The following is a 22,960-nucleotide window of genomic DNA, read 5'->3' as shown; positions in this document are numbered from 1 at the left end:
ACCGACCGGCAACTGACCAGCAGCTGTCGGGCAACTGACCGGCTGCTGCCCGGCATCCGACCGGCCCGCGGCCTTCAGACCGTCAGCGGCACGGTCACCGTCCTGGGCTCGCCGTCACCGAGGTGCAGCAGCGCCCGGCCGGGCGTGACCTGGCCGCCGACGCTGCTGCGCGACAGCCGGGTGCCGATCAGCTCGCCGCTCATGGTCTGCTGCGGCGAGAGCAGCACGCCGCGGCGGGCCTTCTTGGCGTCGACCTGCCAGCCGGAGAACCCGGTGCAGATGTCCTCCTCGCCGCCGGCGATCACCACGGCCCTGCCCTGGTCGGAGCCGCGCGCGATGATCCCCCGCAGCACGTCCCGCGCCTCGCAGTCCTTCAGCAGCTCCGCGTCGTCGACCAGCACCACCACCGGGCCGCCCGCGGCCTCCTCCAGCGCCTCGGTGAGGTCTGCCGCGGGTATGTCGCTGTCGGTGAACAGCCGCAGCACCCCTTCGTCGCCGCCCAGTTCGCGCAGCGGCGACGGGCGCGGCGCGGCGATCACCAGCTTGACGCCCTGCCGCTGGTAGCTGCGCGCCAGGGTCAGCAGAAGCGTCGAGCGGCCGGACTTGCCGGGGCCGCCGATGACGAACGCCGGCAGCCCGTCGGACAGGTCGGGCCCGTAGCCGGTCAGCTCGTCGCCGCCGACGCCGACCAGCGCCCACAGCGGGCGCCGCGCCGCGTCGGTGTCGCGCATCTCCCACGCGTCGGCGAACGCCAGCCGGGAGGGCAGCACGTCCACCCGGAACGGCCGCCGGGAGCGCGGCAGGCCCGCGTCCCGCTCGGTGGCCGCGGCGCCGATCGCGGTGAGCGCGGCGGCCTGGCCCTGGCCGGTGCTCTCGCCCTCCAGCAGCGCGACCTGCGTCTCGATCCCGGACTCCGCGCGGTAGGCGCGGCCGGGCTGGATCTCCTCGGGCACCTTGCGCGGGTTGATCGAGATCAGCGAGAAGTCCGAGCGGTCGGCCAGCCGGAAGGCGATCTTGTCCTCGGTCAGGGTGGCGATGCGGCCGGCCATCAGCGTCCGGTCGCCGGTGATGATCAGGTGGATGCCGACGGACGCGCCCTCGCGCAGGAACGTGAACAGCTCGTCGGTCAGCGCGCCGTGGTCCAGCTCGCCCAGCGAGGGCGTCCAGCCCTCCCAGCGGTCCAGCAGGATCACGATGTGCGGCAGCCGCTCCTCCTCGGTGGCCGCGGCGGCGCGCTGCTCGCCGATGTCGGCGAAGCCGTCGGCGGCCAGCAGCTCCTGGCGGCGGGTCAGCTCCGCCTTGAGCCGGCCGATCAGCCGGATCGCCCGCTCGGTCTGGGAACGGCCGACCACCGCGCCGCAGTGCGGCAGCTTCGTCAGCGCGTTCAGCGCGCCGTTGCCGCAGTCGATGCCGTACAGGTGCAGGTCGGCGGTGGACAGGGTGCGGGCCAGCGAGCCGGCGACGGTCCGCAGCAGCTGCGAGCGGCCCGAGCGCGGCGCACCCGCGGCCAGCAGGTGCCCGAAGCTGTGGAAGTCGATGGCGACCGGCCGCCGCGCCTGGAGCGCCGGCAGGTCCTCCACGCCGTAGGGGGCCGGCGGCAGCGCGCCGGCCGCGGCCGGCACCGGCACCTCGTCCAGCCGCAGCGAATCGGGCAGCGCCGGCAGCCAGGGGCTGTGCTGGGCCGGGATGCCGAGCCGTTCGTTGGCCGCGCAGATCGCCTCGACCAGCACTTTCAGGTCGGTGATCTCGTCCTCTTCGGTCGTCGCGCCAGGCCTGGCGCGGTGCGCTGCGGCCCAGTTGGGCCCACTCCACCACGCCCACCCACGGCGCCACCGTGGTGTTCTGCACCGCGCCGGGGCGCCGGCCGCCGACCCGGCCGGACTGGAAGGGCACCAGCGACGTCGCGCCGAGACGCACATAGGCGCGGCCGGGCGTGGACTTGGAGATGGTGCCCGCGTCCGGCGCGTCGATGACGTCGGAGGACTCGCTGCCGTCGGTGACGCGCAGCGCGATGCGCAGGTTGGTGTTGGCGCGGATCTCGGGCGAGACCACGCCGCTGGGGCGCTGGGTGGCCAGGATCAGGTGGATGCCCAGCGAACGGCCGCGCTGGGCGATGTTCACCAGGCCGGTGACGAAGTCCGGCAGTTCGCGGACCATCGAGGCGAACTCGTCGATGACGATCAGCAGCCGGGGCATGGGCGTCAGGCCGCCCTGCCGCCGCATCAGGTCGGTGTAGTCCTCGATGTCCTTGGCGCCGGCCTCGGCCAGGATGTGCTCGCGCCGCTTCAGCTCCGCGCCGAGCGACTCCAGCGCGCGCTCCACCAGGTGGGCGTCGAGGTCGGTGACCATGCCGACGGTGTGCGGCAGCTGGACGCAGTCCTTGAACGCCGAGCCGCCCTTGTAGTCGACCAGGACGAAGGTCATCGCCTCGGGGGTGTTGGCCACCGCGAGCGAGGCGACGATGGTCTGCAGCAGCTCCGACTTGCCGGAACCGGTGGTGCCGGCGATCAGGCCGTGCGGGCCGTCCTTGCGGATGTCGATGGCGAACGGGCCGTCGTAGGACTCGCCGACCACGGCCTGGGTGGAGATCGGGCTCAGCCGCCAGCGCGCGGCGATCGCGTCGGCGGTCGGCGGCTCCAGCTCCAGCACGTCGAGCAGCCGGCTGGAGCCGGGGATCGCCGAGTCCTCCGCGTCGCCGCTGATGTCGCGGATCGGGGACAGGCAGCGGGCCAGCCGGGCGCACCAGGCGGCCGACACCAGGTCAGGGCGGACCTTGCGGATGCGGGCCGCGCCCGCCTGCTCCACCCGCAGCCGGAACGCGCCGGGCGCGGGCTCGGCGGCCACCGTCTGGGTCTGCTGGGCGCCGGTGTACCAGGCGTTGAGCGAGGGGAAGCCGCCCTGGGGGGCCGCGCCGCCGCGCGGGCCGGGCACCGAGGACACCTGCGCGGGCTCGGCCGCGGCCTCGAACTCCGCGCTCGCCACGGCCTGGCACTCGCCGGGCAGGAAGCGCTCCTCGGAGTCCAGGCAGATCGAGAAGATCCCGACGCCGGGCCCCTCGCGCAGCAGCTGCACCACGCCGGGCATCGCGCGCAGCCGGCGCGAGCCGTCCAGGACCACCACGATGTCCGGGTCCTTGAAGAACGCCGCGTGGTTGGCGGCGCTGCCCGCCTTCTGCTTGGCCTTCTGCCGGCCGTCGAGGATCGAGCCCAGCTCGGCGATGCGCGCGGCGACCGTCTCGGCGTCGGTGCCCATCAGGGCGACCGCGTCCTGGCCGTCCGTCGGCCGCGAGTGCGGCAGCCACCGCACCCAGTCCCAGCTGTCCCGGCCCGACTGCTCGGTGAGCACGTAGAACTGCACGTCCATCGGGCTGCTGAGCGCGGCCATCTGGGCGACCGCCCAGCGGCCCATCGCCCGCGCGTCCTCGCCCGGCGCGGCGAAGCCGATCACCCCGAGGCGGCGCAGCTCCACCGCCACCGGTGCGTCGTCGATCTCCCAGGTGACCTTGCGGCGGTGCTCCTCCTGCTCCGGGTCGTCCAGGACGACCTCGGACGGCAGCTTGGCGGTGCCCACCCGCAGCAGCAGGTGGTCGGCGTCGCCGCGGCGGCGCTCCCACAGCCGGGTGCGCGGTCCCGTCGCGGTGTTGAGCACGGTGGCCGGGTCGGGCGAGGCGGCCGCGCGGTCCTTGCGCTCCAGGTCCAGCGCTGTCCGCGCGTCGCGCTCGATGGCCTCCTTGCGCTCGCGGTACTCCGCGACGGTCTTGGCGAAGGACTTGCGGCCGTTCTTGCGGTCCATGAAGTAGTTGCCGACCATCACCACCGGGCTGACCACCGCCATGACCAGATACATCATCCGGTGCATCATGAACGCCATGGTCACCGCCATGACCAGCGGCATGAGCGCCATCAGCCAGGGCAGCGGGCGGGCGTTGGGCTCGCGCGGCGGGCTGGGCAGCCGGAAGTGGGTGGTGCGCTCCGGCGGCGTCAGCCGCGGCGGCCGGTTGTAGTCGTAGGTGGCGCCGTCCTCGCCCGGGTGCAGCGCGGCGTTCGGCGGGACGTAGGGGCCCAGCTCCAGCAGGCTGTTGCCCAGGGCCAGCTGGTCGCCCAGCGGCCACTCCCTCGTCTCGCCGCCGATCGTCACCTGGCAGGTGCCGCCCATGCCGACCGTCAGCACCGCGGCGCGGTCGGCCAGTTCGGAGTCGTCGATGCGGATGCGGGCGGCCGGCCCGCGGCCGATCTCCACCCGGCCGATGCCCAGACGGTGCACCGCGCCCGCGTCGGGACCGCCGGCCACCCGCACCTCGACCACGCCGGCCGGCTCGCCGGGCAGGCAGCCCGCCGGGTCGTAGAGGCTGACCACCGCGCCCTCGCGCAGCGGCGACTGGGCCACCGACCAGCCGGGGTCGACCGCGTACCCGTCCACGTAGACCGCGGGCGCGCCCGGCGTGCGGGCGGTGCCGCCGGCGATCGAGATGATCTCCGCGCCGCCGCCGCCGACCGTGCGGCCCAACTCGCGTGCGACGTCGGCCACGGTCGAGGCGGGCTCGGTGTCCACCACCACATCGGCGCGGTCCCCGCCGAGCGGGTCGACCACGGTCAACGACAAGCGCACGGCGTCCTCGTTCCCCCGGTACCTGCTGTGTTCCGTCCACGTTCTTCCACGTTCTGTCCAAGGACGATAACCGCTCGGGACGGCTCGCGGGACGGCAGGTGCGATGCCTGTGGACAACCTGCACATGTTTGTCCACAGGCCGGAATCGGGGCTGGACACGGGCCCGGTGAGCGGTGGGACAGTGGTACGGAGCCGGACCGCGCAAAAGGGGTGGGACCGGGCGTCCTGACCGGGCAGCCTCGAAGTGGGCATGTCAGCGAAAGGTCGTTCCGTTCTGTTGCAGGGCTGTGAGTCGGTTGTCACGCAATGCGCCTTGAGGGTGTTTGTAAGGCGCTGATAGCGTGCGGTGACTTGACACCGGCCCGCGGGGCCGTCGCCGGACCGGAGTGCGGCGGACCTCACCACGCGGCCGATCCACAGACGCCATATCGCACACACGCCGGCTCGACGGGGGCAGTGACGTGAAGACCAGGGAACGATCCGCTGCGGGCGGCGGCCGGAGCCGCCAGTCCGTTCCTGCACCGGTGCACGGCGCGCCGGTAGGCGGAGACCGACTGCCGTCCGCGCCGCGCGAGCGCAAGCCCGCGCTCGCCGCGCTGGCCGTCCTGCTCATCCTGGTCGGCGCGCTCGGCGCCACGGTCGTCGTGATGCGCGCCGGCAACAAGGTGTCCGTGGTGGAGATCGCCGAGCCGGTGCCGGCCGGAGCGCCCATCCCGTCCTCCGCGCTGCGCGAGGTCGAGGTCTCCGAGAACACCGGCGTGGACTTCGTCACCTGGGCCCAGCGCGGCGACCTGACCGCCCATTACCGGGCGGCCACCGATCTCACCCGCGGCTCGGTCCTGGTCACCTCCATGATCACCAAGAACCAGGTCGGCCTGCCCGCGGGCAAGTCGCTGGTCGGACTGTCCCTGAAGGAGGGGCAGTACCCCACCGACCTCAAGGTCGGCGACACCGTCGCCGCCTTCGCCGTCGGCAGCGACACCGGCAAGTCCGGCGCCGACAGCGCCGCCACCGGCACCCCGATCAGCAGCAGCCTGGTCGTCAAGACACTGGCCGGCGGCTCCGACAGCCAGGGCGCGAGCGGCGACACCACCGTCTCCGTCGTCGCCGACTCCACGGTCGCCGGCGCCCTGGCCTACGCCGCGTCCAACGGCGGCGTCGCGCTGGTCGTCGTCCCGTCCGGCAAGAACTGAGCGAGCGGCGACACGACATGGCACTGATCGCTATCGCCGCCGACAAGGGGTCGCCCGGCGTCAGCACCACCGCGGTCGCGCTGGCCGCGGTGTGGCCCCGGCGGGTGCTGCTCGCCGAGGCCGACCCGTCCGGCGGCGACCTCGTCTACCGCGCGGTCGGCGCGCACGGCGGCGTGCTCAACCCCAACTCCGGGATGCTCTCGCTCGCCGCGACCGCCCGGCACGGCCTGGCCGCCGAGCAGTTGTGGGACCACGCCCAGCCGCTGGCCGGCGGCCTCGACGTCCTGGTCGGCCTCGGCAGCGCCGAGCAGGCCGCCGGCATCGCCGGCCTGTGGAACATCCTGGGCAGCGCCTTCGCCACCCTCGCCGAGTCGCCCAACGGCGCCGCCGACGTCATCGCCGACTGCGGCCGGATCGGCCCCGACTCGGCCATCCTCGACCTCTTCCCGCACGCCGCCCTGGTGCTGCTGGTCTCCCGCACCGAGCCCGAGCACCTGGCCAGGGTCCGCGACCGGGCCGGCGCGCTCTCCGCCAAACTGCACGGCTCCCAGCGCGGCGCGGCCACCCTCGGCTTCCCGCCGATCGGCGTGCTGCTGATCGCCGACGCCGGATCGAGCGCCCGCATCGCCGCGCAGGTCAACGAGATGCTGGTGGCCTCGCAGATCTCCGCCCGGGTGGTCGGCACCCTGGCCATGGACACCGCGGGCGCCGAGACCCTCAACGGCCGCCGCCGCGGCCGCCTCGACAAGTCCCTGCTGATCCGCTCCGCCCGCCAGGTCGCCGCCGACGTCCCGCAGCGCTACGGAGTCTTCCGATGAGCGGTCGGCCGCGGCGGGGGGCCGCACGCCCGAGCGGCGGCGATCGGCGATGAGCGACGTCGACCACCAGCTCGTCAAGCGCTTCCGCCAGGAGGCCGGCGACCGCATCGCCGAACAGCGCCGCACCGACCAGGTCGAGGGCCGCCTCGCCATGTCGGCCGAGGACGAGCGGCACTTCGCGCGCGCCATCATCGCCCAGATCCTGGAGGAGTACGCCCGCGCCGAGATCTCCATCGGCCGCACCCCGCCGGACGCGCAGGCCGAGGAGGCGTACGCCGCCGCGGTGCACGCCGCGCTCTTCGGCGTCGGCCGGCTGCAGCCGCTGCTGGACGACCCCGAGGTCGAGAACATCGACATCAACGGCTGCGACCAGGTCTTCATCGGCTACGCCGACGGCCGCGAGGTGCAGGGCGAGGCGGTCGCGGACTCCGACGAGGAACTCGTCGAGCTGATCCAGGTGCTGGGCGCCTACTCCGGCCTGTCCTCGCGCCCCTTCGACACCGCCAACCCGCAGCTGGACCTGCGGCTGCCCGACGGCTCCCGGCTCTCCGCGGTCATGGACGTCACCCGCAGGCCCGCGCTGTCCATCCGCCGCGCCCGCCTCGGCAAGGTGTTCCTCGCCGACCTCGTCGGCAACTACACGCTGACCCCCGAGATCGGCTCCTTCCTGTCCGCGGCCGTGCTGGCCAGGAAGAACATCATGATCGCGGGCGCCACCAACGCCGGCAAGACCACGCTGCTGCGCGCGCTGGCCAACGTCATCCCGCCGCACGAGCGGCTCATCACCGTCGAACGCGCCCTGGAGCTGGGCCTCGACCAGTTCCCCGAACTCCACCCCAACGTGGTGGCGTTCGAGGAGCGGCTGCCCAACTCCGAGGGCCTGGGCGCCATCTCCATGGCCGAACTCGTCCGCCGCTCGCTGCGCATGAACCCCTCCCGGGTCATCGTCGGCGAGGTGCTCGGCGACGAGATCGTCACCATGCTCAACGCGATGTCCCAGGGCAACGACGGCTCGCTGTCCACGATCCACGCCAACAGCTCCTCCGAGGTGTTCAACCGCATCTCCACCTACGCCCTCCAGGCGCAGGAGCGGCTGCCCGTCGAGGCGTCCCAGATGCTGGTGGCCGGCGCGATCGACTTCGTCGTCTTCGTCCAGCGGCGCAACGACTTCCAGCGCGGCGGCACCCTGCGCCGCGTCGTCACCTCCATCCGCGAGGTCAACGGCGTGGACGGCCGGGTCCTTTCCAGCGAGGTCTTCGCCGAGGGCAGGGAGGGCGTCGCCATGCCGCACGCCCCCATCGCCTGCCTCGACGAACTGCTCGCCAACGGCTACCAGCCCACGGGGGTGTGGCGGTGATGACCGGAGTCTTCTCCCTGTCGGTGCTCTACGGACTGCTGGCCGGCGCCCTGGCGGGCGGCGGCGTCGCGCTGTTCGTCGTCGCCATGCGCGGCTGGGCGCCCAAACCGCCGCAGGCCGGCGAGACCACCGCCGAGCGCGCCTCGGACCTGATCCGCTTCCTGTCCCAGCGCGGCTCGATCGCCGTCATCGTGGGCCTGGCGGTGCTCGGCCTGACCCGCTGGGCGGTGCTGGGCGTGGCCACCGCGGTCCTGGTCTTCGTCTGGGACCGGCTGTTCGGCGGCGCCGCCGAGGAGCGCGCGGCGATGAAGCGCGTCGAGGCCCTGGCCGGCTGGACGGAGTCGCTGCGCGACACCATCGCCGGCGCCGTCGGCCTGGAGCAGGCCATACCCGCCTCGGCCCGCGCCGCGGCCCCCGCGCTCCGCGGCCACCTGGACTCCCTGGTGGACCGGCTGCGCGCCCGCACCCCGCTGCCCGAGGCGCTCCAGCACCTGGCGGACGAGATCGACGACGCGTCGGCCGACATCATCATCGCCGCGCTCATCCTCAACGCCCGGCTGCGCGGCCCCGGCCTGCGCGAGGTGCTCGGCGCGCTCGCCAAGTCCGCCCGCGAGGAGGTCGACATGCGCCAGCGCGTGATGGCCGAACGCGCCAGCACCCGGCGCAGCGTGCAGATCGTCGTCGTCGTGTCGGTCGTGGTGATTCTCGCGCTGGCCATCTTCAACCGCAGCTTCGTCGAGCCCTACGGCACGCTGCTCGGCCAGTTGGTGCTGGCCGTGGTGTGCGCGCTGTTCGGCGCCGGGTTCTGGTGGCTGCGCAGCCTGTCCAAGGTGGAGACGCCGGACCGGTTCCTGGTGCACGCCCCGGAACGGGCCGGCGACCAGCACGCCGTGCCCGGCCGGTTCGTACCGCCGGGAGCCTCCGCGGGCGCCCAGGCCGGCGTCTACGGAGCGCAGGCCGGCCCGCAGGCCGCGCCCGGTCACGCGGGCCACGCGAACGTGCCCGGCCGCGCGGGCGCCGTCGGCCACGCGGGCGCCGTCGGCCAGGCAGGCCCGGCCGGCCCCTACGCACCAGGGCACCAGCCGCCCGGCGCCGCCCAAGGCGCCGTGCCGACGCAGGACGGGAGGCCGCGGTGAGCACGATCCTGCTGAGCTGCCTGCTGGGAGCACTCGTCGGACTCGGCGTCTTCGCGCTGATCCGCGCGCTGTCGCCGAGCCGCCGCAGCGCCGCCGCGCGGGTCGCCGAGATCGACGCGATGCGCGCGGCGGGACCGGCCGGCGGCCCCGAGCCGCGGCCGACCGACCTGCGCGGCCGGATCGGCCACCGCGTCGCCCTCTTCTACCTCGAACAGGGCTGGGAGCTGCGCTCGCTGCGCTCCGACCTGGCGGTGCTCGACCGCAGCTGGGAGAGCTTCCTGGCGACCAAGGTCATGCTGTCGGCGTTCGGCCTGGTCTTCGGGCCGTTCGTGTTCGCCGCGGTGCTGGAACTGGGCCTGGGACTCAACCCGATCATCCCGGTGTGGCTCGCGCTGCTGTTCGCCATCGTCTTCTTCTTCCTGCCCGACCTGGAGGTGCGGCGCGACGCGGCCAAGAAGCGCAAGGACCTGCGCCGCGTCATCGGCGCCTATCTCGACCTGGTGTCGATGAACCTGGCCGGCGGGCGCGGTCTGCCCGAGGCGCTGATGGCCGCCGCCGAGGTCAGCGACGGCTGGGCGCTGCTGCGCATCCGCAACTGCCTGTCCGACGCGCGGATCACCGGCACCACCCAGTGGGTGGCGCTCGGCCGGCTCGGCGCCGAACTCGGCATCGAGGAACTGACCGACCTGTCGGTCACCCTGGGCCTGGTCGCCGACGACGGCGCCAAGGTCCGCGAGTCGCTGGCCTCGCGCGCCGAGACCATGCGGCACCGCGAACTCGCCGAGATCGAGGGCAAGGCCGGCGAGAACTCGCAGTCCATGCTCGTCGCCCAGCTCCTGCTGTGCGCGGGCTTCCTCGTCTTTCTCCTGTTCCCCGCGGCCATGCGCGTGTTCCAAGCTGCGTGAGCAAGCCCCGCCACCGCACCACCCGCTTCGTCAGTCTCGAAAGGACCTGGACCATGGACGGAACCAACAGCTTCCGGAAGGTGACCCATTCGGTCGCCTCCTTCGTCAAGCGGCGCTTCGGCCAAGCGCGTTCACGGGACGGCCGCAGCCGCGGCGCCTCGGCCGTCGAGTGGGTCATCATCTCGGCGATCGTCGCCGCGCTGGTGGCCGGCGTCGGCTACGCGATCAGCCAGGCCGTGCAGACCAAGACCGACAAGGTCCAGACGTGCATCGACAAGGCCGACACCAGCAAGTGCTGAGCGCTGCCTAGGGCCGGTCGCGTCACGCGCGGCCCGGGCGCCGCACCACACGGAAGACAACGGGGATGAGAACTCACCACGCGCTTCGCCGCGCCGTACGCCGTCGGCTGGACGCCGTCCACGGCGACAGCGGCGTGGGCAGGCGCGCCCGCGCGCTGGACGACCGGGGCATGAGCGCGATCGAGTTCGTGTTCCTCACCCCGCTGTTCTTCATGATCGTCTTCGTCACGGTCCAGTTCGCCATGTACTACTTCGCCGACCACATCGCGGTGGCGGCGGCCCGCGCGGGCGCGCGCAAGGGCGCGGAGCAGGAGCAGGTCAGCTCGGACTGGCAGGACCAGGCGAGGGCCAAGGCCGACTGGTACATCCACCAGCTCGGCGGCGGGATGCTGGACTCGCCGAGCGCCGTGCCCACGGTGGACGGCAACGTCGTGACGATGACGGTCACCGGTTCCGTCCCCTCGGTCGTCCCGTGGCTCGGCCTGCACGTGACCGCGGTGTCCACCTCACCGGTCGAGCGCTTCGTCCCGGACGGTGCGCCGTGACGCGGGGAGCCCGGACGACGCCGCGTGCGGCCGTACGCGACGGCGCGGGCGCGCGGTCCGTACCCGCCCGGGGCCGCGGGGCCGTGACGGACCGCGACGCGGGCATCGCCACCATCGAGGTGGTGATCCTCGCGCCGCTGCTGGTGCTGTTCATCATGGTGCTGGTGGGCCTGGGCCAGATGGTCGACGCCCGCAGCTCGCTGGACGGCGCGGCCCGCGACGCGGCCAGGTCCGGCTCGCTCCAGGGCGACCTGGGCACCGCCGAGAGCCAGGCCAGGAACGCGGTCGCCGACGAGCTCAAGGGCATCTGCATAGGCGACGACGTCGACGTGACGTTCGACGGCACCCGCTGGACGCCCCAGCAGGGCATCTTCGCCGTGCAGGTCAGCTGCGAGGTGCGCGGCCTGCGCTCGGTCGGCTTCGGGCCGAAGACCACCATGCGCGGGACGTTCTCCTCGCCGCTCGACCCGTATCGGAGGCTGACCGGTGGCTGAGGGGCGGAGGCGGACCGACGCCGTGGACGAGCGGGGCTCCGGCGCGATCGCCGTGCTGATCTTCGCGGTGCTCTTCCTGGCGCTGGCCGCTCTGGTGGTGGACGGCGGCATGGCCATCTCCAAGCGCGAGCGCGCCGCCGACCTGGCCGAACAGGCGGCCCGCTACGCCGCGCAGGACATCGACGTCGAGGCGCTGCGCAACGCCACCGGCACCGAGGACACCGCGCCCATCAACTTCCAGAACTGCACCGGCGACGTCCGGCGTTATCTTCAGACCGCCGGACTGTCCACCGGGGACGTCAGCGCCTCCGGCTGCGACGACCCCAACGCCCAGGAGGTCACCGTGCACGTCCAGGTGACCTACCACGCGATGCTCAGCGCCTTCCTGTTCGACAAGGACTTCACCGCCAAGGCCACCGCGTCCGCGACCAACCTCAGCGGCGACTGACCGCCGGAACCGTACGCACGACCCCGATTGCCCGACACCCGACGCCCGAGACCCGACGCCCGACACCCGACACCCGACCCGCGGACCCGTACCGAAGACCGAGCCCGAGACCCGCAGCGAAAGCAGAGAAACAGAGGAAGCAGCCATGGCACGCACGACCGCCACGGACCGTACCCGCGCACAGCAGGCTGGGGCCGCGGCCCGACCGCCGCGCCGCCGGCGTACCTTCGGCGACATCGTCCGGGCCTTCGGCGCGTTCCTCGCGCTGCTGGTGCTCGTCGTCGGCGTTCCCGGCGCGCTGCTGTACTTCATCGGGTCGCCGTTCCCGCACCACCTCGACTCCGACCTGATCCAGCAGCCGATCACCTCCGAGACGTTCGTCAACACGCTCGCCGTGGTGGTCTGGCTGGCCTGGGCGCAGTTCACCGCGTGCGTGCTGGTGGAGGCCAAGGCCGCGGTCTCCGGCGTCGGCATGCCGCACCGGGTGCCGGGCTCCGGGCCCAGCCAGCTGCTCGCGCGCCAACTGGTCGCGGCGCTGCTGCTCGTCGGCGTCAGCGCCTCCGGACTGATCCCCGGCATCGGGCAGCTCGGCCAGCACCACCAGATCGAGCACCAGGGCCGGCAGGGTCCGGCGGTGACCGCCCAGCAGACGCCCGGCCAGCAGCACCTGCGGCCCGCGTCCGCCGTGCCGCACCAGCAGGCCGGCCGGCAGGGCGCCGCGGCGGGCCAGGGGACGGCGGCCGACGCCGCCAAGGACACGAAGTTCTACCGCATCCAGCCCCCCGAGGGCCGGCACCACGACTCGCTGTGGGAGATCGCCCAGCGCCACCTCGGCGACGGCCGCCGCTACAAGGAGATCTACGAGCTCAACAAGGACCGCGTGCAGCCCGACGGCTCGCGGCTGTCGCAGGCCAGCTTGATCCGGCCCGGCTGGGTGATGGAGATGCCCGGCGACGCGTACGGCGGCGACCTCGTCGAGATGCCCGCTGCCGCGCCGCACACCGCGCCCGACATCGAGCACTACGCGCAGCACGGCGGCGCGAAGGACACCGTCGCCGAGGGCGCGCACGCCGCGACGCAGACGCCGGCCGCCGAGCAGGGCGGCGCGGGCGGCGGCGGTACGGGCGCGGGCGGCGGCGGAGGCGGCGGTCAGCACGCCGGCGTCACCACCGAGGCCGGGCAGGCGACGAGCGGGCAGGCCGCGGCGGCGCACGCCGGAGCGGACCAGGCGCAGGCGGGCCGCGCCGACCACGCCGACCGCGCCGATCAGGGCGCCCACGCCGCCCACGCCGACCACGGCGGCTCCGCGGTCAGCGCCGTGATGTCCGGGCTCGGCGGCCACGGCTTCGACCTGTCCGAGGCGCTGATCGGCGCGCCGCTGCTGGCCGCGGGGCTGCTCGCCGCGCTCGGCCGCCGGCGCCGCACCGCGCTGTGGCAGTCGGTCACCGCGGGCGGCCTGCGCACCCCCCGCACCCCGACCGGGCCGGAGGCCGACGCCGCGGACGCGCTGCGGGTCGGCGCCGACCCGCAGACCGTCGCGTTCCTGGACCGCGCGCTGCGCTCGCTGTCCGCGCGGCTGGCCGCCGAGGGCCGCAAGCTCCCCACCGTCTACGCCGCCTGGCTCACCGACGAGGCGCTGCACCTGCAACTCGCCTGGCCCGAGGGCCAGCCGCCGGCGCCCTGGGAAGTCGGCCAGGACCAGACCTTCTGGCAGCTCACTCGCACCGACCTGGCCGGCGACGACGACCTGTCGGCCGCGGCCCCCTACCCCGGCCTGGTCGGGCTCGGCACGCTGGACGGCGCGCGGCTGCTGCTCAACCTCGAAGCGGTGCCCGGGATCGTCTCGCTGTCGGGCGCGAAAGCCGACCGGGACGCGGTGCTCGCCTCGGTGGCGGCGGAGCTGGCGACCAACGGCTGGTCGGACCGGATGACGGTCACCCTGGTCGGGTTCGCCGAGGACCTCACCGCGCTGGCGCCCGCCCGCATCCGGCATCTCGCCGACGTCCCCGAGGTCATCGAGATCATGTCCGCCGAGACCGCGCAGCGCTCCGGCGCGCTGCGCAGCGCCGGCCAGGACAGCGTGCTGACCGGCCGCACCGGCCACACCCAGCACACCCAGTGGGCGCCGCACCTGGTGCTGCTGGCCGCCGAGCCCACCGAGGAAGAGGCCGAGCGGCTCGCCGAACTGGCCGCCGACGCGGGCCGCCTCGGCATCGGCTACCTCGTCGCCTCCGGCCGCTCCGACCTGCCGGGCGCCGCCTGGGAGCTCGAAGTGACCCCCGCCGGGCGCTTGTTGGCGCCGCTGCTGGGCCTCGATCTGGAGGCGCAGACGCTGCCCGCCGCCCAGTACCAGGCGGTCCTGCGGCTGTTCGCCGAGGCCGGCGGCGAGGACGGGCCGGGCCCCGACGCGCCGCCGTTCCTGGTCGACCTGTCCGACCAGGGCCGCCCCGGCGTGTACGCGCGGCTGCTCGGCCCGTTCGAGGTCATCGGCGTCGACGCGCCGGCCGCCGAGCGCGGCGCGCTGATGCACGAGGCGCTCGCACTGCTCCTGCTGCACCGCGAGGGCGTCCACCCGCGGGTGCTGGCCTCCGCGCTGTGGCCGCGCGGCGTCACCGAGGACGTGCGGGACGCGCTGGTCGAGCGGCTGCGCGACTGGCTCGGCACCGACCCCGGCGGCGCGGCCCGGCTGTCCTTCGACGACACCGGGCGGATCGTGCTGGCCACCTCCGTGGTCTCCGACTGGGACGTGCTGCAGACGCTGCACCACGAGGCCACCGAGGGCGCCGCCGCCTCCGACCCCACCGCGCGTCGCCGGCTGCTCACCGACGCGCTCTCGCTGGCCCGCGGCCCGCTGCTCGTCGACCGCGCGGCCGGCCGCTACGGCTGGCTGAGCCACGAGATCGTCGACGCCCAACACCCGGTGCTGGTCGCCGAGATCGCCCTGGCGCTGAGCGCGCTGCACCTGGACGCGGGCAAGCCGAAGGCGGCGGTCGCCGCGATCGAGACCGGCATGAGCGTCGCGCCGAACGACGAGCGGCTCTGGCTGGAGCTGCTGCGCGCCACCCACGCCACCGGCGACCCCGGCCGCCTGGACGCGGCGGCGCAGTCGCTGATCGCCCGCAGCAACGCGGTGAGCGGCGCGGCGCGCGGCCTGCCGCCGCGGGTGGAGGCGCTGCTGGACGAGCTGCTGCCGCAGTGGCGGGGGGAGATCGCGAACTGAGGCCGGGCGGCCCGGGGGTTGTCGGGTCTCCGGGGCCTCAAGCGCCGGTCGGCGAGGCCGAACCGCCGGCCCGCGGGGCGTCCGGTGCCTTGCGAACGTCCGTGGCAGGACGGGACTGACGGACCGTCAGCGTGACGGTCGGGTGTGACCCGATCGGCTGGCATATGCCCGAGGCCCGTAACGCCGCCGCCGTGCGCGGCCGTTGTCAGCCCGTGAGCGATGCCAGGGACCGCAGCGACCTCCGGGTGACCGACGAGCTGCTCGCCGACGCCGAACGGCTGCTGGGCCGGCTGCACGCGGAGTTCGGCGCGATCGCCGCGCACCGCGACGAGTTGCGGCACGTGTGGGGCGCGGACGAGGTCGCCGGCGCGATGGGCGCGTTCGTCGACAACTGGTCCTGGAACCGCGAGAAGCTCCTCGGGCGCATCGAGTCGGTCGGCACGCTGGTGGGCTCGGCTCGCGAGACCTTCCAGGCCACCGACCGGCGCCTGGCGAAGGCCGGTTGACCGCGGTGGGCCGCCCCCGCGATTGGAGCCCGCTGGCCGCCGCCGACCCCGTGCCGGGCGACCCCGACGCGATCCTCGCCGAGGTCGCCCATCTCACGCTGGTCGCCGCGATGCTCCGCCGCGAGTCCGGCGACCTGCGCGCGGTCGGCGCGGGTGACGGCCTGACCGGCCGGTACGCGGACGCGTTGCGCGACGGCGCCCGCGAGTTGGAGGTCCACCTGCGGCAGACCGCCGGCCGCTACGAACGCGTCCACGGCCATCTCACCGCCTGGGCCCACGAGTTGGCCGGCTTCCAGGACGAGGCGGACCGCGTGCTGGGTGCTGCGCGAGCGGTGGCGGCGGAGACGTCCCGTACGGCTGGGGACGTCGGCGACCCGACCGCGAGCGACTCGACCGCGAGCGGTACGGACGCGGGCGGTACCGACGCGGGCGGCGCCGACCCGCTCGCCGTCCACCGGGCCGCGCTGGCCCGGATCGAGGCCCGGCGCGACGAACGGGCCGACCACTACGCGCGGTTGATCGGCCACGGCATCGACGACGTGATCAAGGACAGCTGGTGGGAGCGGCTGAAAGACACCGCAGACGACTGGCAGGGCGTGATCTCCCTCGCCGTCGACGTGATGAGCTGGACCGCGACCGTCATCGCCGTCGCCGCGCTGCTCACCACGCCGGCCGGCTGGGTCGCCGGCCTCGCGGTGTGGCTCTCCGCCGGCGTCCTGGCCGGCCACCTCGCGCTCGCCGCGGCGGGCGACGGCTCCTGGGCGGACGTCGCCATGGACGTCTTCGGCCTGCTCACCATGCACGTCGGCAACGCCGCGCTCGCGGAACTGCGCGCGGTGCGCGAGGCGACGCGGCTGGCCGCGCGGGACGCGGCGGGGGAGACCGCGGCGGCGAACTCCGCGCGCGCGGGGCGCGCGGTCCGCGACCGCGCGTCGGCCGTGCTCAACCGCCGCGGCGCCACCCGGGCGGAGCGGGCGCGCGCCCGCCACGCCCGCAACATCGCTCACGCGGTGACGCGCAGGGCCGCCGCCGCAGCCGAGGCGGCGGAGGCAGCCGCCCCGATCCCCCAAGCCTCCCGCTGGGAGGCGGCGTCCGTCGGCGGAGACCTTGAGGAGGCCGCCCACATCAAGGACATCCGCCGTCTCCGCGCGGCCTACCCGGCCAGCCCGGCGGTGCGCGCGGCCAGCCGCAACGCAGAGGGTTTGCACAACGCCTCGCGGCTGGCGTGGGCTGCCGCGACGTCCGTCGATGGACTGGACAAGGGTCTCGGCGGCAGCGACCTCCTTTGGTTCAAGCCCGACTTCGCTCCGTACGGACGGGCCAAGGACCGGTACACGAAGGAAGTGGGAACGTCCTGGTGACGGGCCCCGAGCACAACGGAGACGGCGTGTTCCCCAGCAATGAGACGGATGACCCGGTGCTCGCGCGCAGCGACAGGCTGATTCGGTGGGGAGGGCTGCTTCCCTGGCTCGGGCTTGCCCTGGCCGGCCTCACGGGCTGGCTCCTGCGGCCGAGCACCGGGACGTTCGTGGCCTGCATGCTCTGCGTCGCGGCTGTCGGCCAACTCCTGGTCTGGTCGGGCATGAACGGCCTGCGGCGGTGCCGTGGCTGGGCCTTCGACGGCGTGCTCTTCTACGTCTGGGTCAGCGGCATCCTGAGCGCGGCCGCTGTCGCATCAACCGGCGTCCTAGTCCTGACCCTTATTCCGTTGGCGGCGCCAACCTGGGCCACCTTCGCGCGGTGGCGTAACCGGAAGGTTCGGGGGTGACGGCGGCGCGGGGGTACAGCGTGGTCCTGCCGCAGGGGTGGGCGCGGGTGCCGCTGCGCGCGGGAACCCGGGAAGCCCTCGACCGGGAGGTCTTCCGCCGCGTCGACCGGCTGCCCGCGCAGGTGCCGCGCGACCAGGGCATGGCGTACCGCGCCCACGTACGCCGCACCGTCGAGCGCATGGTGCGCGACGCCCGCCGCGCCGGCGGCCTCGACCTGTACGTGCCGGTCCGCGCCGCCCGCCCGCTGCCCGCCTCCTTCGTGGTCGCCGAGATCCCGCACGGCCTGGACGCGGAGCCGGAGGCGGCGCTCGCCCGGTACGCCGCCGGGTACCGGCCCGGCCCGGGGGAGGGGACGCCCGGGGAACTGCGGTCGGTGGGCGACGGCCTCGCGGTGCGCTGGGAGTACGTGGGGCGGGCCGCGGACGGCGAGGACGCGGCGGGGCCGGGCGCGGGAACGGGGGCGCCCGCGTCGCGGCGGGTGGAGTACGTGCTGCCGGTGCCCGAGGACCCCGGCCGGTGGCTCGCGGTCAGCCACGCGACGCCGGGCGACGGCGACCTCGGCAGCCCGTACACGCAGGCGCTGACCGATCTGTTCGACGCGGTGATGACGACGTTCCGCTGGACGTACTGAGCACGACGCCGCCGGGGCGGAGCACGCGGTCAGGCGCGGGCGCGCAGCGTGGCCTTCTTGGCGCGGTTGCCGCAGACGTCCATCGAGCACCAGCGGCGGGTGCCGGGGCGCGAGTGGTCGAGGAAGAGCGCGCCGCAGGTGGGGGAGGCGCAGGGGCGCAGGCGGGCGAGCAGCGCGGGGGAGGTCGCGAGGTCGAGCGCGTCGCGGGCGACCAGGGAGAGGGTGGCGGCGACCGGGTCCGCGGCGCGCTGCTCCAGCGTGCCGGCGGCGGTGAGCCGGGGAGCGGGGACGGGCTGCGCGGCGACGCGGTTGAGCAGGTCGCGGTCTTCCGGGCGCAGCGCCGCCGGGCCGCCGCCGTCCAGTGCCGCGGTGACCAGCGCGTAAACGGCCTCGCGCAGCGCGCGGGCCTCGGCGGCGACCGGCTCCGCGGGCGGCGCGAACTCCGCGTCACCGCACGGCCCGCACTGCCGCACCCACGCGGCGAGCGCCCGGCCGTCGGGCAGTTCCTCCTCGACGTCCGCGGTGCCGCGGCGGCGCAGCGTGCGCACGTAGTCCAGGCTCAGGCGGCCCGCGCCCTGCCGGAACCGCGGGCCGCGGGCGGTCGCGCCGGGCGCGTCCGCCGGAGCGGGGACCGTGCTGTTCGTCATGCGGACCAGCGTACCCATGGAACCGGTTAAACTGGTACCTTCGGGCGGGTGAAGCGACGGCGGGGGAACGCGTGAGGCGAACGCGCGGGCAGCGGGCCCGAGCGCCGCAGCGGCCCGTCGCCGTGACCCGCGGACGCCCGGCCGTCCCGACCGCGGGAGACGGCCCCGGCCGCCCGGCCCGATAGGCACACCCGACCCGGAGGAACGGTCGCAACCATGAGCACAGGCGGATCGCAGCCCCGCCAGGCCGCAGCCACTCCGAGCGGCGCGGACGACCCCGCGGGGCCGGCGCGCTCGACCGGCCCGGGTGAGCCGACCACCCCGGCCGGCGGCCTCCGCGACGAGGTTGCCACCGCGCCCGCGCACGGCCACCCGGACTCCCCGGCGGGGCCGCCGCGCAGCCTGATCGTGCTGCTCGCGGTGTCCTGCGGCCTGACCGTCGCCAACCTCTACTACGCGCAGCCGCTGCTCAGCGAGCTGCGGCACACCTTCGGGATCTCCGCGGTGACCGCGGGCAGCCTCGTCACCGCGACCCAGCTCGGCTACGCGCTCGGCCTGCTGCTGCTCGTGCCGCTCGGCGACGTGCGGGAGAAGCGCGGGCTGTCGACCGTGCTGCTCACCCTGACCGTGGGCACGCTGGTGGTCTCCGGGCTCGCGCCGGACTTCCCGGTGCTGCTGGCCGCGTCGCTGATCGGCGGCACCACGCTGGTCGTGGTCCAGATCCTGGTGCCGTTCGCCGCCGACCTGGCCCCGGACGCGATACGCGGCCGGGTGGTCGGGCAGGTGATGAGCGGCCTGCTCACCGGCATCCTGCTGTCCCGGACCTTCGGCAGCCTGGTCGCCGACGCCACCAGCTGGCGCGCGGTCTACCTGGTGTCGGCCGGGCTGATGACCGTACTGACCCTGGTGCTGCGCTCCGCGCTGCCCCGCCGCGCGCCCGGCGCGGACGCGGCCGGCCTCTCGTACGGGCGGCTGCTGCGCTCGACCACCCGGCTGCTCAAGGTGCATCCGGCGCTGCGCCGCAGGGCGCTGTACCAGGCGGCGATGTTCGGCGCCTTCTCCGCCTTCTGGACCACCATCTCCTTCGTGCTGACCTCCGCTCCCTTCGACTACAGCCAGTGGCAGGTCGGCCTGTTCGCGCTCGCCGGGGCCGGCGGGGCGCTCGCCGCGCCGCTGGCCGGGCGGTGGGCGGACCGCGGCCTGGTGCGGCCGATGACCGCGGCCGCCTTCGTCGTCGCCGCGCTCGCCCTGGGCCTGGCGGACGTGGGCCGGCACAGCGTGCTCGCGCTCGGCGCTGCCGCGGTGCTGCTCGACATGGCCGTGCAGACCACCCTGGTCCTCGGCCAGCAGGTCGTCTACCAGCTCGACGCCGGGGCCCGGGCCCGGCTGAACAGCGCCTACATGGCCACCTTCTTCGTCGGCGGCGCGGTCGGCTCGCAGGCCGGCGCGTACGCCTACCACGCGGGCGGCTGGACCGCCGCGGCGCTCTTCGGCGCCGCCCTGCCGCTGCTCGGCCTGCTCGGCTGGGCCACCGAACGCCGCCGCCCCCGCTCTCCGGCTGCCGGCGCGGGCCCCGCGGCCCGGTGACCTCCGGGCCGCCGCCCGCCCGCGGCCCGGCCGCGACTCGCCCGCCGGCCGCGCTCGCTCGGGCGTCGGCTCGCGCGGCCCCGTCCGCCGCCGTGCCGTCAGCTGCGCGCGACCACCGCGAGGATCTCCGGCAGTCGGTCCAGCAGCCGTGGCGCGGTGAAGCGCACCGCCGCCGCCCCGAGCGCCGCGCCGTAGACCGCGCCGACCGGCAGCACCGTCCACAACAGCGCGTGCTCGCCGCTCAGGTGCAGGCCCACGGTGAGCGCGAGCACCGGCAGGGTGAGCGCGCCGCCGACCACCGTGCCGCCCAGGACGTTCATCACCACGAGCCCGGTCTGGCCGGGTGCGGCGTTCTGGAACGGGTGGTCCTGCTGCACCGCGTACGGGTAGCGGACGCTGGCGTAGGCGCCGGTGGCTATGAGGGCGCCCAGATACGCCAGGCCCAGGCCCAGCGTCTCGGGCAGCGCCTGCGGCCGGCCGAGCAGCAGCGCCGCGCCCGCGGTGACCACCGTGACGTACGGCACCGCGATCAGCGTCAGCGTCAGCGCCCGGCCGCGCAGCTCGTGCGCGGCGTCGGACCTGGTGGCGATCGTCGCCGCCACCGTCCAGAAGGCCGAGCCGTCGGTGCCGAACTGGTTGTACATCTGCAGGCCGAGCAGCCCGGCCGCCCACAGGCACTGGTAGACGCTGCCGTGCTGGACCACCGCGGCCAGCGGCAGCAGCAGCCCGACCGCGACCCCGGCGGTCAGCGACGCCCGGGACCGCGGGTCCCGCCACAGGTAGCGGAACTGGCGCTCCATCACCGTGCCGGTCCGCCCGGCGACCAGCCGGCGCGGCAGCGGCGCGGTCAGCAGCGTGGCCGCCAGGCCGCGAGGCCGCCCGCCGCGAGCGGCGCGCGAACCGCCGTCGGCCGCGGCCTGGAGGGTGGAGGCGTCCGGGGACACCATCAGCCGCCGCAGGCTGGAGTGCCACCAGCGCAGCAGCAGCACCACGGCGACGGCGGCCCACACCAGCTGGGCCACGGCCAGGCCGTACGCGCCGCGCGAGGCCGAGCGCACCGCGTCGACCGCGGGCGCCGGCGGGATCCAGCGCAGCACATCGGTGAGCGAACCCGCCTGGCGCAGACGGTGGCCCGACGACAGCGCGCTCGCCGCGACGTTCGCCACCTGCGCGCCCACCGCGATCACCACGCCGCTGAGCAGGGCCAGGTCGCGGCCTTTGCGGCTGGTCAGCAGCCGGGTGTTGGCGGCGGCCACCGCGCGGGCGACCGCCACGCAGGTCAGCACCACCAGGGCCACCGCGAGCACGCCGACCGTCGCGCCCGCCGCGCTGTGCGCCACCGCGACCACCGCGCCCGCCGACACCAGGGCGGTCACCACCGGGCCCACGCCGATCAGCGAGGACACCGTCAGCGCGGTGATCAGCGGACGCGGACGCAGCGGCAGCATGGCCAGCCGGGTCGGGTCGAGGGTGTCGTCGCCGCCGAAGAAGAACAGCGGCATCACCGCCCAGCACAGCCCGCACACCACCGCCAGGGTGACGGCGGCGACCGGCGCGTACTCGTTCCCGCGCAGGGCGATCATGCCGGCGCCCAGACCGAGCGCGTAGAGCAGCGCGAAGACCACGCCGAGCACCCAGCCCACGGTCCGCCCCCGGGACTGCCGCAGGCCGTTGCGCACCAAGGCGAGCTTGAGCCGGACGAAGACCCCGGTGACCGACGGCGCGCGGCCCGGGTCCGCACCCGGTCCCGCGAAGGGCCCCGGGCCGGCGAGAGGCCCCGCGCCCGCGCTCCCGAGCGCTCCCGCGCCCGCGGGCGGGGGCCCGCCGGGGGAGGGGAGCGGCCCGGCGGCGCTCATCGCGGGCCCCCGCCCAGCCAGTCCAGCTCCTCGCCGCCCGCGCGCCGCGCGCCGACCAGGGCGAGGAAGGCGTCCTGGAGCGTGGGCGCCGCGCCGCGCACCTCGGCGAGCGCGCCGTGCGCCACGATCCGGCCCGCGGCCATCACCGCGACCCAGTCGCACAGGCTCTCCACCAGCTCCATCACATGGGAGGAGAACACCACGCTGCCGCCCGAGGCGGTGTACCGCTCCAGCACGCCCCGGATGACCTGCGCCGACACCGGGTCGACGCCCTCGAACGGCTCGTCCAGGAAGAGGACCTCGGGGTTGTGCAGCAGCGCAGCCGCCAGCCCGATCTTCTTACGCATGCCGGTGGAGTAGTCGACGACCAGCTTGTGCCGGGCGTCGGTCAGATCCAGCACCTGGAGCAGCTGGGCCGCCCGCTTGTCGACCTCCTCGCCCGGCAGGCCGCGCAACCGCCCGGTGTAGGCAAGCAGTTCGCGCCCCGACAGCCGCTCGAACAGCCGAAGCCCCTCGGGCAGCACGCCGATCCGCGACTTCACCGCCACCGGGTCCGTCCACACGTCGTGCCCGCCCACCTGCACCAGGCCGTCGTCCGGCCGCAGCAGGCCGGTCACCATCGACAGCGTGGTGGTCTTGCCCGCGCCGTTCGGCCCGACCAGCCCGATGAAGCGGCCCGCGGGCAGCGTCAGATCGATGCCCGCCACCGCGGTCTGCTCGCCGAAGCGCTTCCACAGCCCACGCACCCGCACCGCCGGCGGAGGCCCGTCCGCCGGGCGTCCGTCCCCGCCGGGGCGGCCGCCGTCCCCGTACCGCGGCAGCGGTCCGCCGTACCGCTGCGGCACCGTCCCGTCCGTCGTGTCCCGCGACCGCCCCATCGCCCGTCACCTCCCCGAACCCCCGATGTCCCGCCTGCCAGGGCCACCCTAGAACGGATCACG

The 22,960-nt window shown here is 75.0% G+C and carries 20 protein-coding genes and 1 pseudogene; 17 read left to right on the top strand and 4 right to left on the bottom strand.

Annotated elements, in window-relative coordinates; translation table 11 throughout:
* Positions 1 to 74 precede the first annotated feature (74 nt).
* A pseudogene (locus tag VSR01_RS14840) lies at positions 75 to 3,363 on the bottom strand (FtsK/SpoIIIE domain-containing protein).
* Positions 3,364 to 3,799: 436 nt separating this feature from the next.
* Between VSR01_RS14840 and VSR01_RS14835 the strand changes: the two are divergent.
* From VSR01_RS14835 to VSR01_RS14760, 16 genes are all read left to right on the top strand, one after another.
* Positions 3,800 to 4,003, top strand: a complete 204-nt coding sequence (locus VSR01_RS14835) for a hypothetical protein (RefSeq protein ID WP_326454015.1) — start codon at positions 3,800 to 3,802, stop codon at positions 4,001 to 4,003.
* A 75-nt stretch (positions 4,004 to 4,078) separates the two neighbouring features.
* Positions 4,079 to 4,345, top strand: coding sequence for a hypothetical protein (locus VSR01_RS14830; RefSeq protein ID WP_326454014.1), 267 nt, complete (start codon positions 4,079 to 4,081; stop codon positions 4,343 to 4,345).
* Positions 4,346 to 5,132: 787 nt separating this feature from the next.
* A complete protein-coding gene (locus VSR01_RS14825; RefSeq protein ID WP_326449683.1) occupies positions 5,133 to 5,801 on the top strand; it encodes a hypothetical protein in 669 nt (222 codons plus the stop codon).
* Positions 5,802 to 5,818: 17 nt separating this feature from the next.
* Complete coding sequence (locus VSR01_RS14820; protein WP_326449682.1) at positions 5,819 to 6,619, top strand: hypothetical protein; 801 nt, start codon at positions 5,819 to 5,821, stop codon at positions 6,617 to 6,619.
* A 49-nt stretch (positions 6,620 to 6,668) separates the two neighbouring features.
* Complete coding sequence (locus VSR01_RS14815; RefSeq protein WP_326449681.1) at positions 6,669 to 7,976, top strand: CpaF family protein; 1,308 nt, start codon at positions 6,669 to 6,671, stop codon at positions 7,974 to 7,976.
* Complete coding sequence (locus VSR01_RS14810; protein ID WP_326449680.1) at positions 7,976 to 9,112, top strand: type II secretion system F family protein; 1,137 nt, start codon at positions 7,976 to 7,978, stop codon at positions 9,110 to 9,112. The genes VSR01_RS14815 and VSR01_RS14810 overlap by 1 nt, the downstream gene beginning before the upstream one ends.
* Positions 9,109 to 10,017: a type II secretion system F family protein gene (locus tag VSR01_RS14805; RefSeq protein WP_326449679.1), complete on the top strand. Its 909-nt coding sequence runs from the start codon at positions 9,109 to 9,111 to the stop codon at positions 10,015 to 10,017. The genes VSR01_RS14810 and VSR01_RS14805 overlap by 4 nt, the downstream gene beginning before the upstream one ends.
* Positions 10,018 to 10,070: 53 nt before the next feature.
* Positions 10,071 to 10,316 carry a Flp family type IVb pilin gene (locus VSR01_RS14800; RefSeq protein WP_326449678.1) on the top strand — a complete coding sequence of 82 codons (246 nt, stop codon included), beginning with the start codon at positions 10,071 to 10,073 and terminating at the stop codon, positions 10,314 to 10,316.
* 65 nt (positions 10,317 to 10,381) lie between these two features.
* Positions 10,382 to 10,861 (top strand): TadE family protein, encoded by a 480-nt coding sequence (locus VSR01_RS14795; RefSeq protein WP_326449677.1) that lies wholly within the window; start codon positions 10,382 to 10,384, stop codon positions 10,859 to 10,861.
* Positions 10,862 to 10,944: 83 nt separating this feature from the next.
* Positions 10,945 to 11,355: a TadE/TadG family type IV pilus assembly protein gene (locus tag VSR01_RS14790; RefSeq protein ID WP_326449676.1), complete on the top strand. Its 411-nt coding sequence runs from the start codon at positions 10,945 to 10,947 to the stop codon at positions 11,353 to 11,355.
* Entirely contained in the window at positions 11,348 to 11,803 is a 456-nt protein-coding gene (locus VSR01_RS14785; protein WP_326449675.1) for a pilus assembly protein TadG-related protein, read from the top strand. The genes VSR01_RS14790 and VSR01_RS14785 overlap by 8 nt, the downstream gene beginning before the upstream one ends.
* A gap of 145 nt (positions 11,804 to 11,948) precedes the next feature.
* Complete coding sequence (locus tag VSR01_RS14780; protein ID WP_326449674.1) at positions 11,949 to 15,023, top strand: BTAD domain-containing putative transcriptional regulator; 3,075 nt, start codon at positions 11,949 to 11,951, stop codon at positions 15,021 to 15,023.
* Between the two features lie 212 nt (positions 15,024 to 15,235).
* Positions 15,236 to 15,529 carry a hypothetical protein gene (locus tag VSR01_RS14775; RefSeq protein WP_326449673.1) on the top strand — a complete coding sequence of 98 codons (294 nt, stop codon included), beginning with the start codon at positions 15,236 to 15,238 and terminating at the stop codon, positions 15,527 to 15,529.
* Between the two features lie 5 nt (positions 15,530 to 15,534).
* Positions 15,535 to 16,890, top strand: a complete 1,356-nt coding sequence (locus VSR01_RS14770) for a hypothetical protein (protein ID WP_326449672.1) — start codon at positions 15,535 to 15,537, stop codon at positions 16,888 to 16,890.
* Positions 16,887 to 17,297, top strand: a complete 411-nt coding sequence (locus VSR01_RS14765; RefSeq protein ID WP_326449671.1) for a hypothetical protein — start codon at positions 16,887 to 16,889, stop codon at positions 17,295 to 17,297. The genes VSR01_RS14770 and VSR01_RS14765 overlap by 4 nt, the downstream gene beginning before the upstream one ends.
* A complete protein-coding gene (locus VSR01_RS14760) occupies positions 17,294 to 17,929 on the top strand; it encodes a hypothetical protein (RefSeq protein ID WP_326449670.1) in 636 nt (211 codons plus the stop codon). The genes VSR01_RS14765 and VSR01_RS14760 overlap by 4 nt, the downstream gene beginning before the upstream one ends.
* A 29-nt stretch (positions 17,930 to 17,958) precedes the next feature.
* Here the strand turns inward: VSR01_RS14760 and VSR01_RS14755 are convergent, their stop codons facing one another.
* The gene (locus tag VSR01_RS14755; protein ID WP_326449669.1) at positions 17,959 to 18,576 is read right to left on the bottom strand and encodes a CGNR zinc finger domain-containing protein; all 618 of its coding nucleotides are present in this window, start codon (positions 18,574 to 18,576) and stop codon (positions 17,959 to 17,961) included.
* A gap of 216 nt (positions 18,577 to 18,792) precedes the next feature.
* Between VSR01_RS14755 and VSR01_RS14750 the strand changes: the two genes are divergently transcribed.
* Positions 18,793 to 20,163, top strand: a complete 1,371-nt coding sequence (locus VSR01_RS14750) for an MFS transporter (RefSeq protein WP_326449668.1) — start codon at positions 18,793 to 18,795, stop codon at positions 20,161 to 20,163.
* Positions 20,164 to 20,261: 98 nt separating this feature from the next.
* On the opposite strand, the gene VSR01_RS14745 is transcribed toward VSR01_RS14750, so the two are convergent.
* Entirely contained in the window at positions 20,262 to 22,019 is a 1,758-nt protein-coding gene (locus VSR01_RS14745; protein WP_326449667.1) for a transporter, read from the bottom strand.
* Positions 22,016 to 22,897 carry an ABC transporter ATP-binding protein gene (locus VSR01_RS14740; RefSeq protein ID WP_326449666.1) on the bottom strand — a complete coding sequence of 294 codons (882 nt, stop codon included), beginning with the start codon at positions 22,895 to 22,897 and terminating at the stop codon, positions 22,016 to 22,018. Before VSR01_RS14740 ends, VSR01_RS14745 begins: the two co-directional genes overlap by 4 nt.
* Positions 22,898 to 22,960 lie beyond the last annotated feature (63 nt).

Origin of the sequence: Actinacidiphila sp. DG2A-62, assembly GCF_035825295.1 — a bacterium.
Lineage (GTDB): Bacteria > Actinomycetota > Actinomycetes > Streptomycetales > Streptomycetaceae > Actinacidiphila.
Note: the sequence above shows the minus strand (reverse complement) of the source record. Positions and strands in the feature narration are given on the sequence as shown.

What these genes read in the sequence shown, in the direction of transcription:
- VSR01_RS14750 (WP_326449668.1), top strand. Translation starts at nt 18,793, where the DNA reads ATGAGCACAGGCGGATCGCAGCCCCGCCAGGCCGCAGCCACTCCGAGC.
- VSR01_RS14810 (WP_326449680.1), top strand. Translation starts at nt 7,976, where the DNA reads ATGACCGGAGTCTTCTCCCTGTCGGTGCTCTACGGACTGCTGGCCGGC.
- VSR01_RS14780 (WP_326449674.1), top strand. Translation starts at nt 11,949, where the DNA reads ATGGCACGCACGACCGCCACGGACCGTACCCGCGCACAGCAGGCTGGG.
- VSR01_RS14755 (WP_326449669.1), bottom strand. Translation starts at nt 18,576, where the DNA reads ATGACGAACAGCACGGTCCCCGCTCCGGCGGACGCGCCCGGCGCGACC.
- VSR01_RS14800 (WP_326449678.1), top strand. Translation starts at nt 10,071, where the DNA reads ATGGACGGAACCAACAGCTTCCGGAAGGTGACCCATTCGGTCGCCTCC.
- VSR01_RS14815 (WP_326449681.1), top strand. Translation starts at nt 6,669, where the DNA reads ATGAGCGACGTCGACCACCAGCTCGTCAAGCGCTTCCGCCAGGAGGCC.
- VSR01_RS14795 (WP_326449677.1), top strand. Translation starts at nt 10,382, where the DNA reads ATGAGAACTCACCACGCGCTTCGCCGCGCCGTACGCCGTCGGCTGGAC.
- VSR01_RS14745 (WP_326449667.1), bottom strand. Translation starts at nt 22,019, where the DNA reads ATGAGCGCCGCCGGGCCGCTCCCCTCCCCCGGCGGGCCCCCGCCCGCG.
- VSR01_RS14740 (WP_326449666.1), bottom strand. Translation starts at nt 22,897, where the DNA reads ATGGGGCGGTCGCGGGACACGACGGACGGGACGGTGCCGCAGCGGTAC.
- VSR01_RS14820 (WP_326449682.1), top strand. Translation starts at nt 5,819, where the DNA reads ATGGCACTGATCGCTATCGCCGCCGACAAGGGGTCGCCCGGCGTCAGC.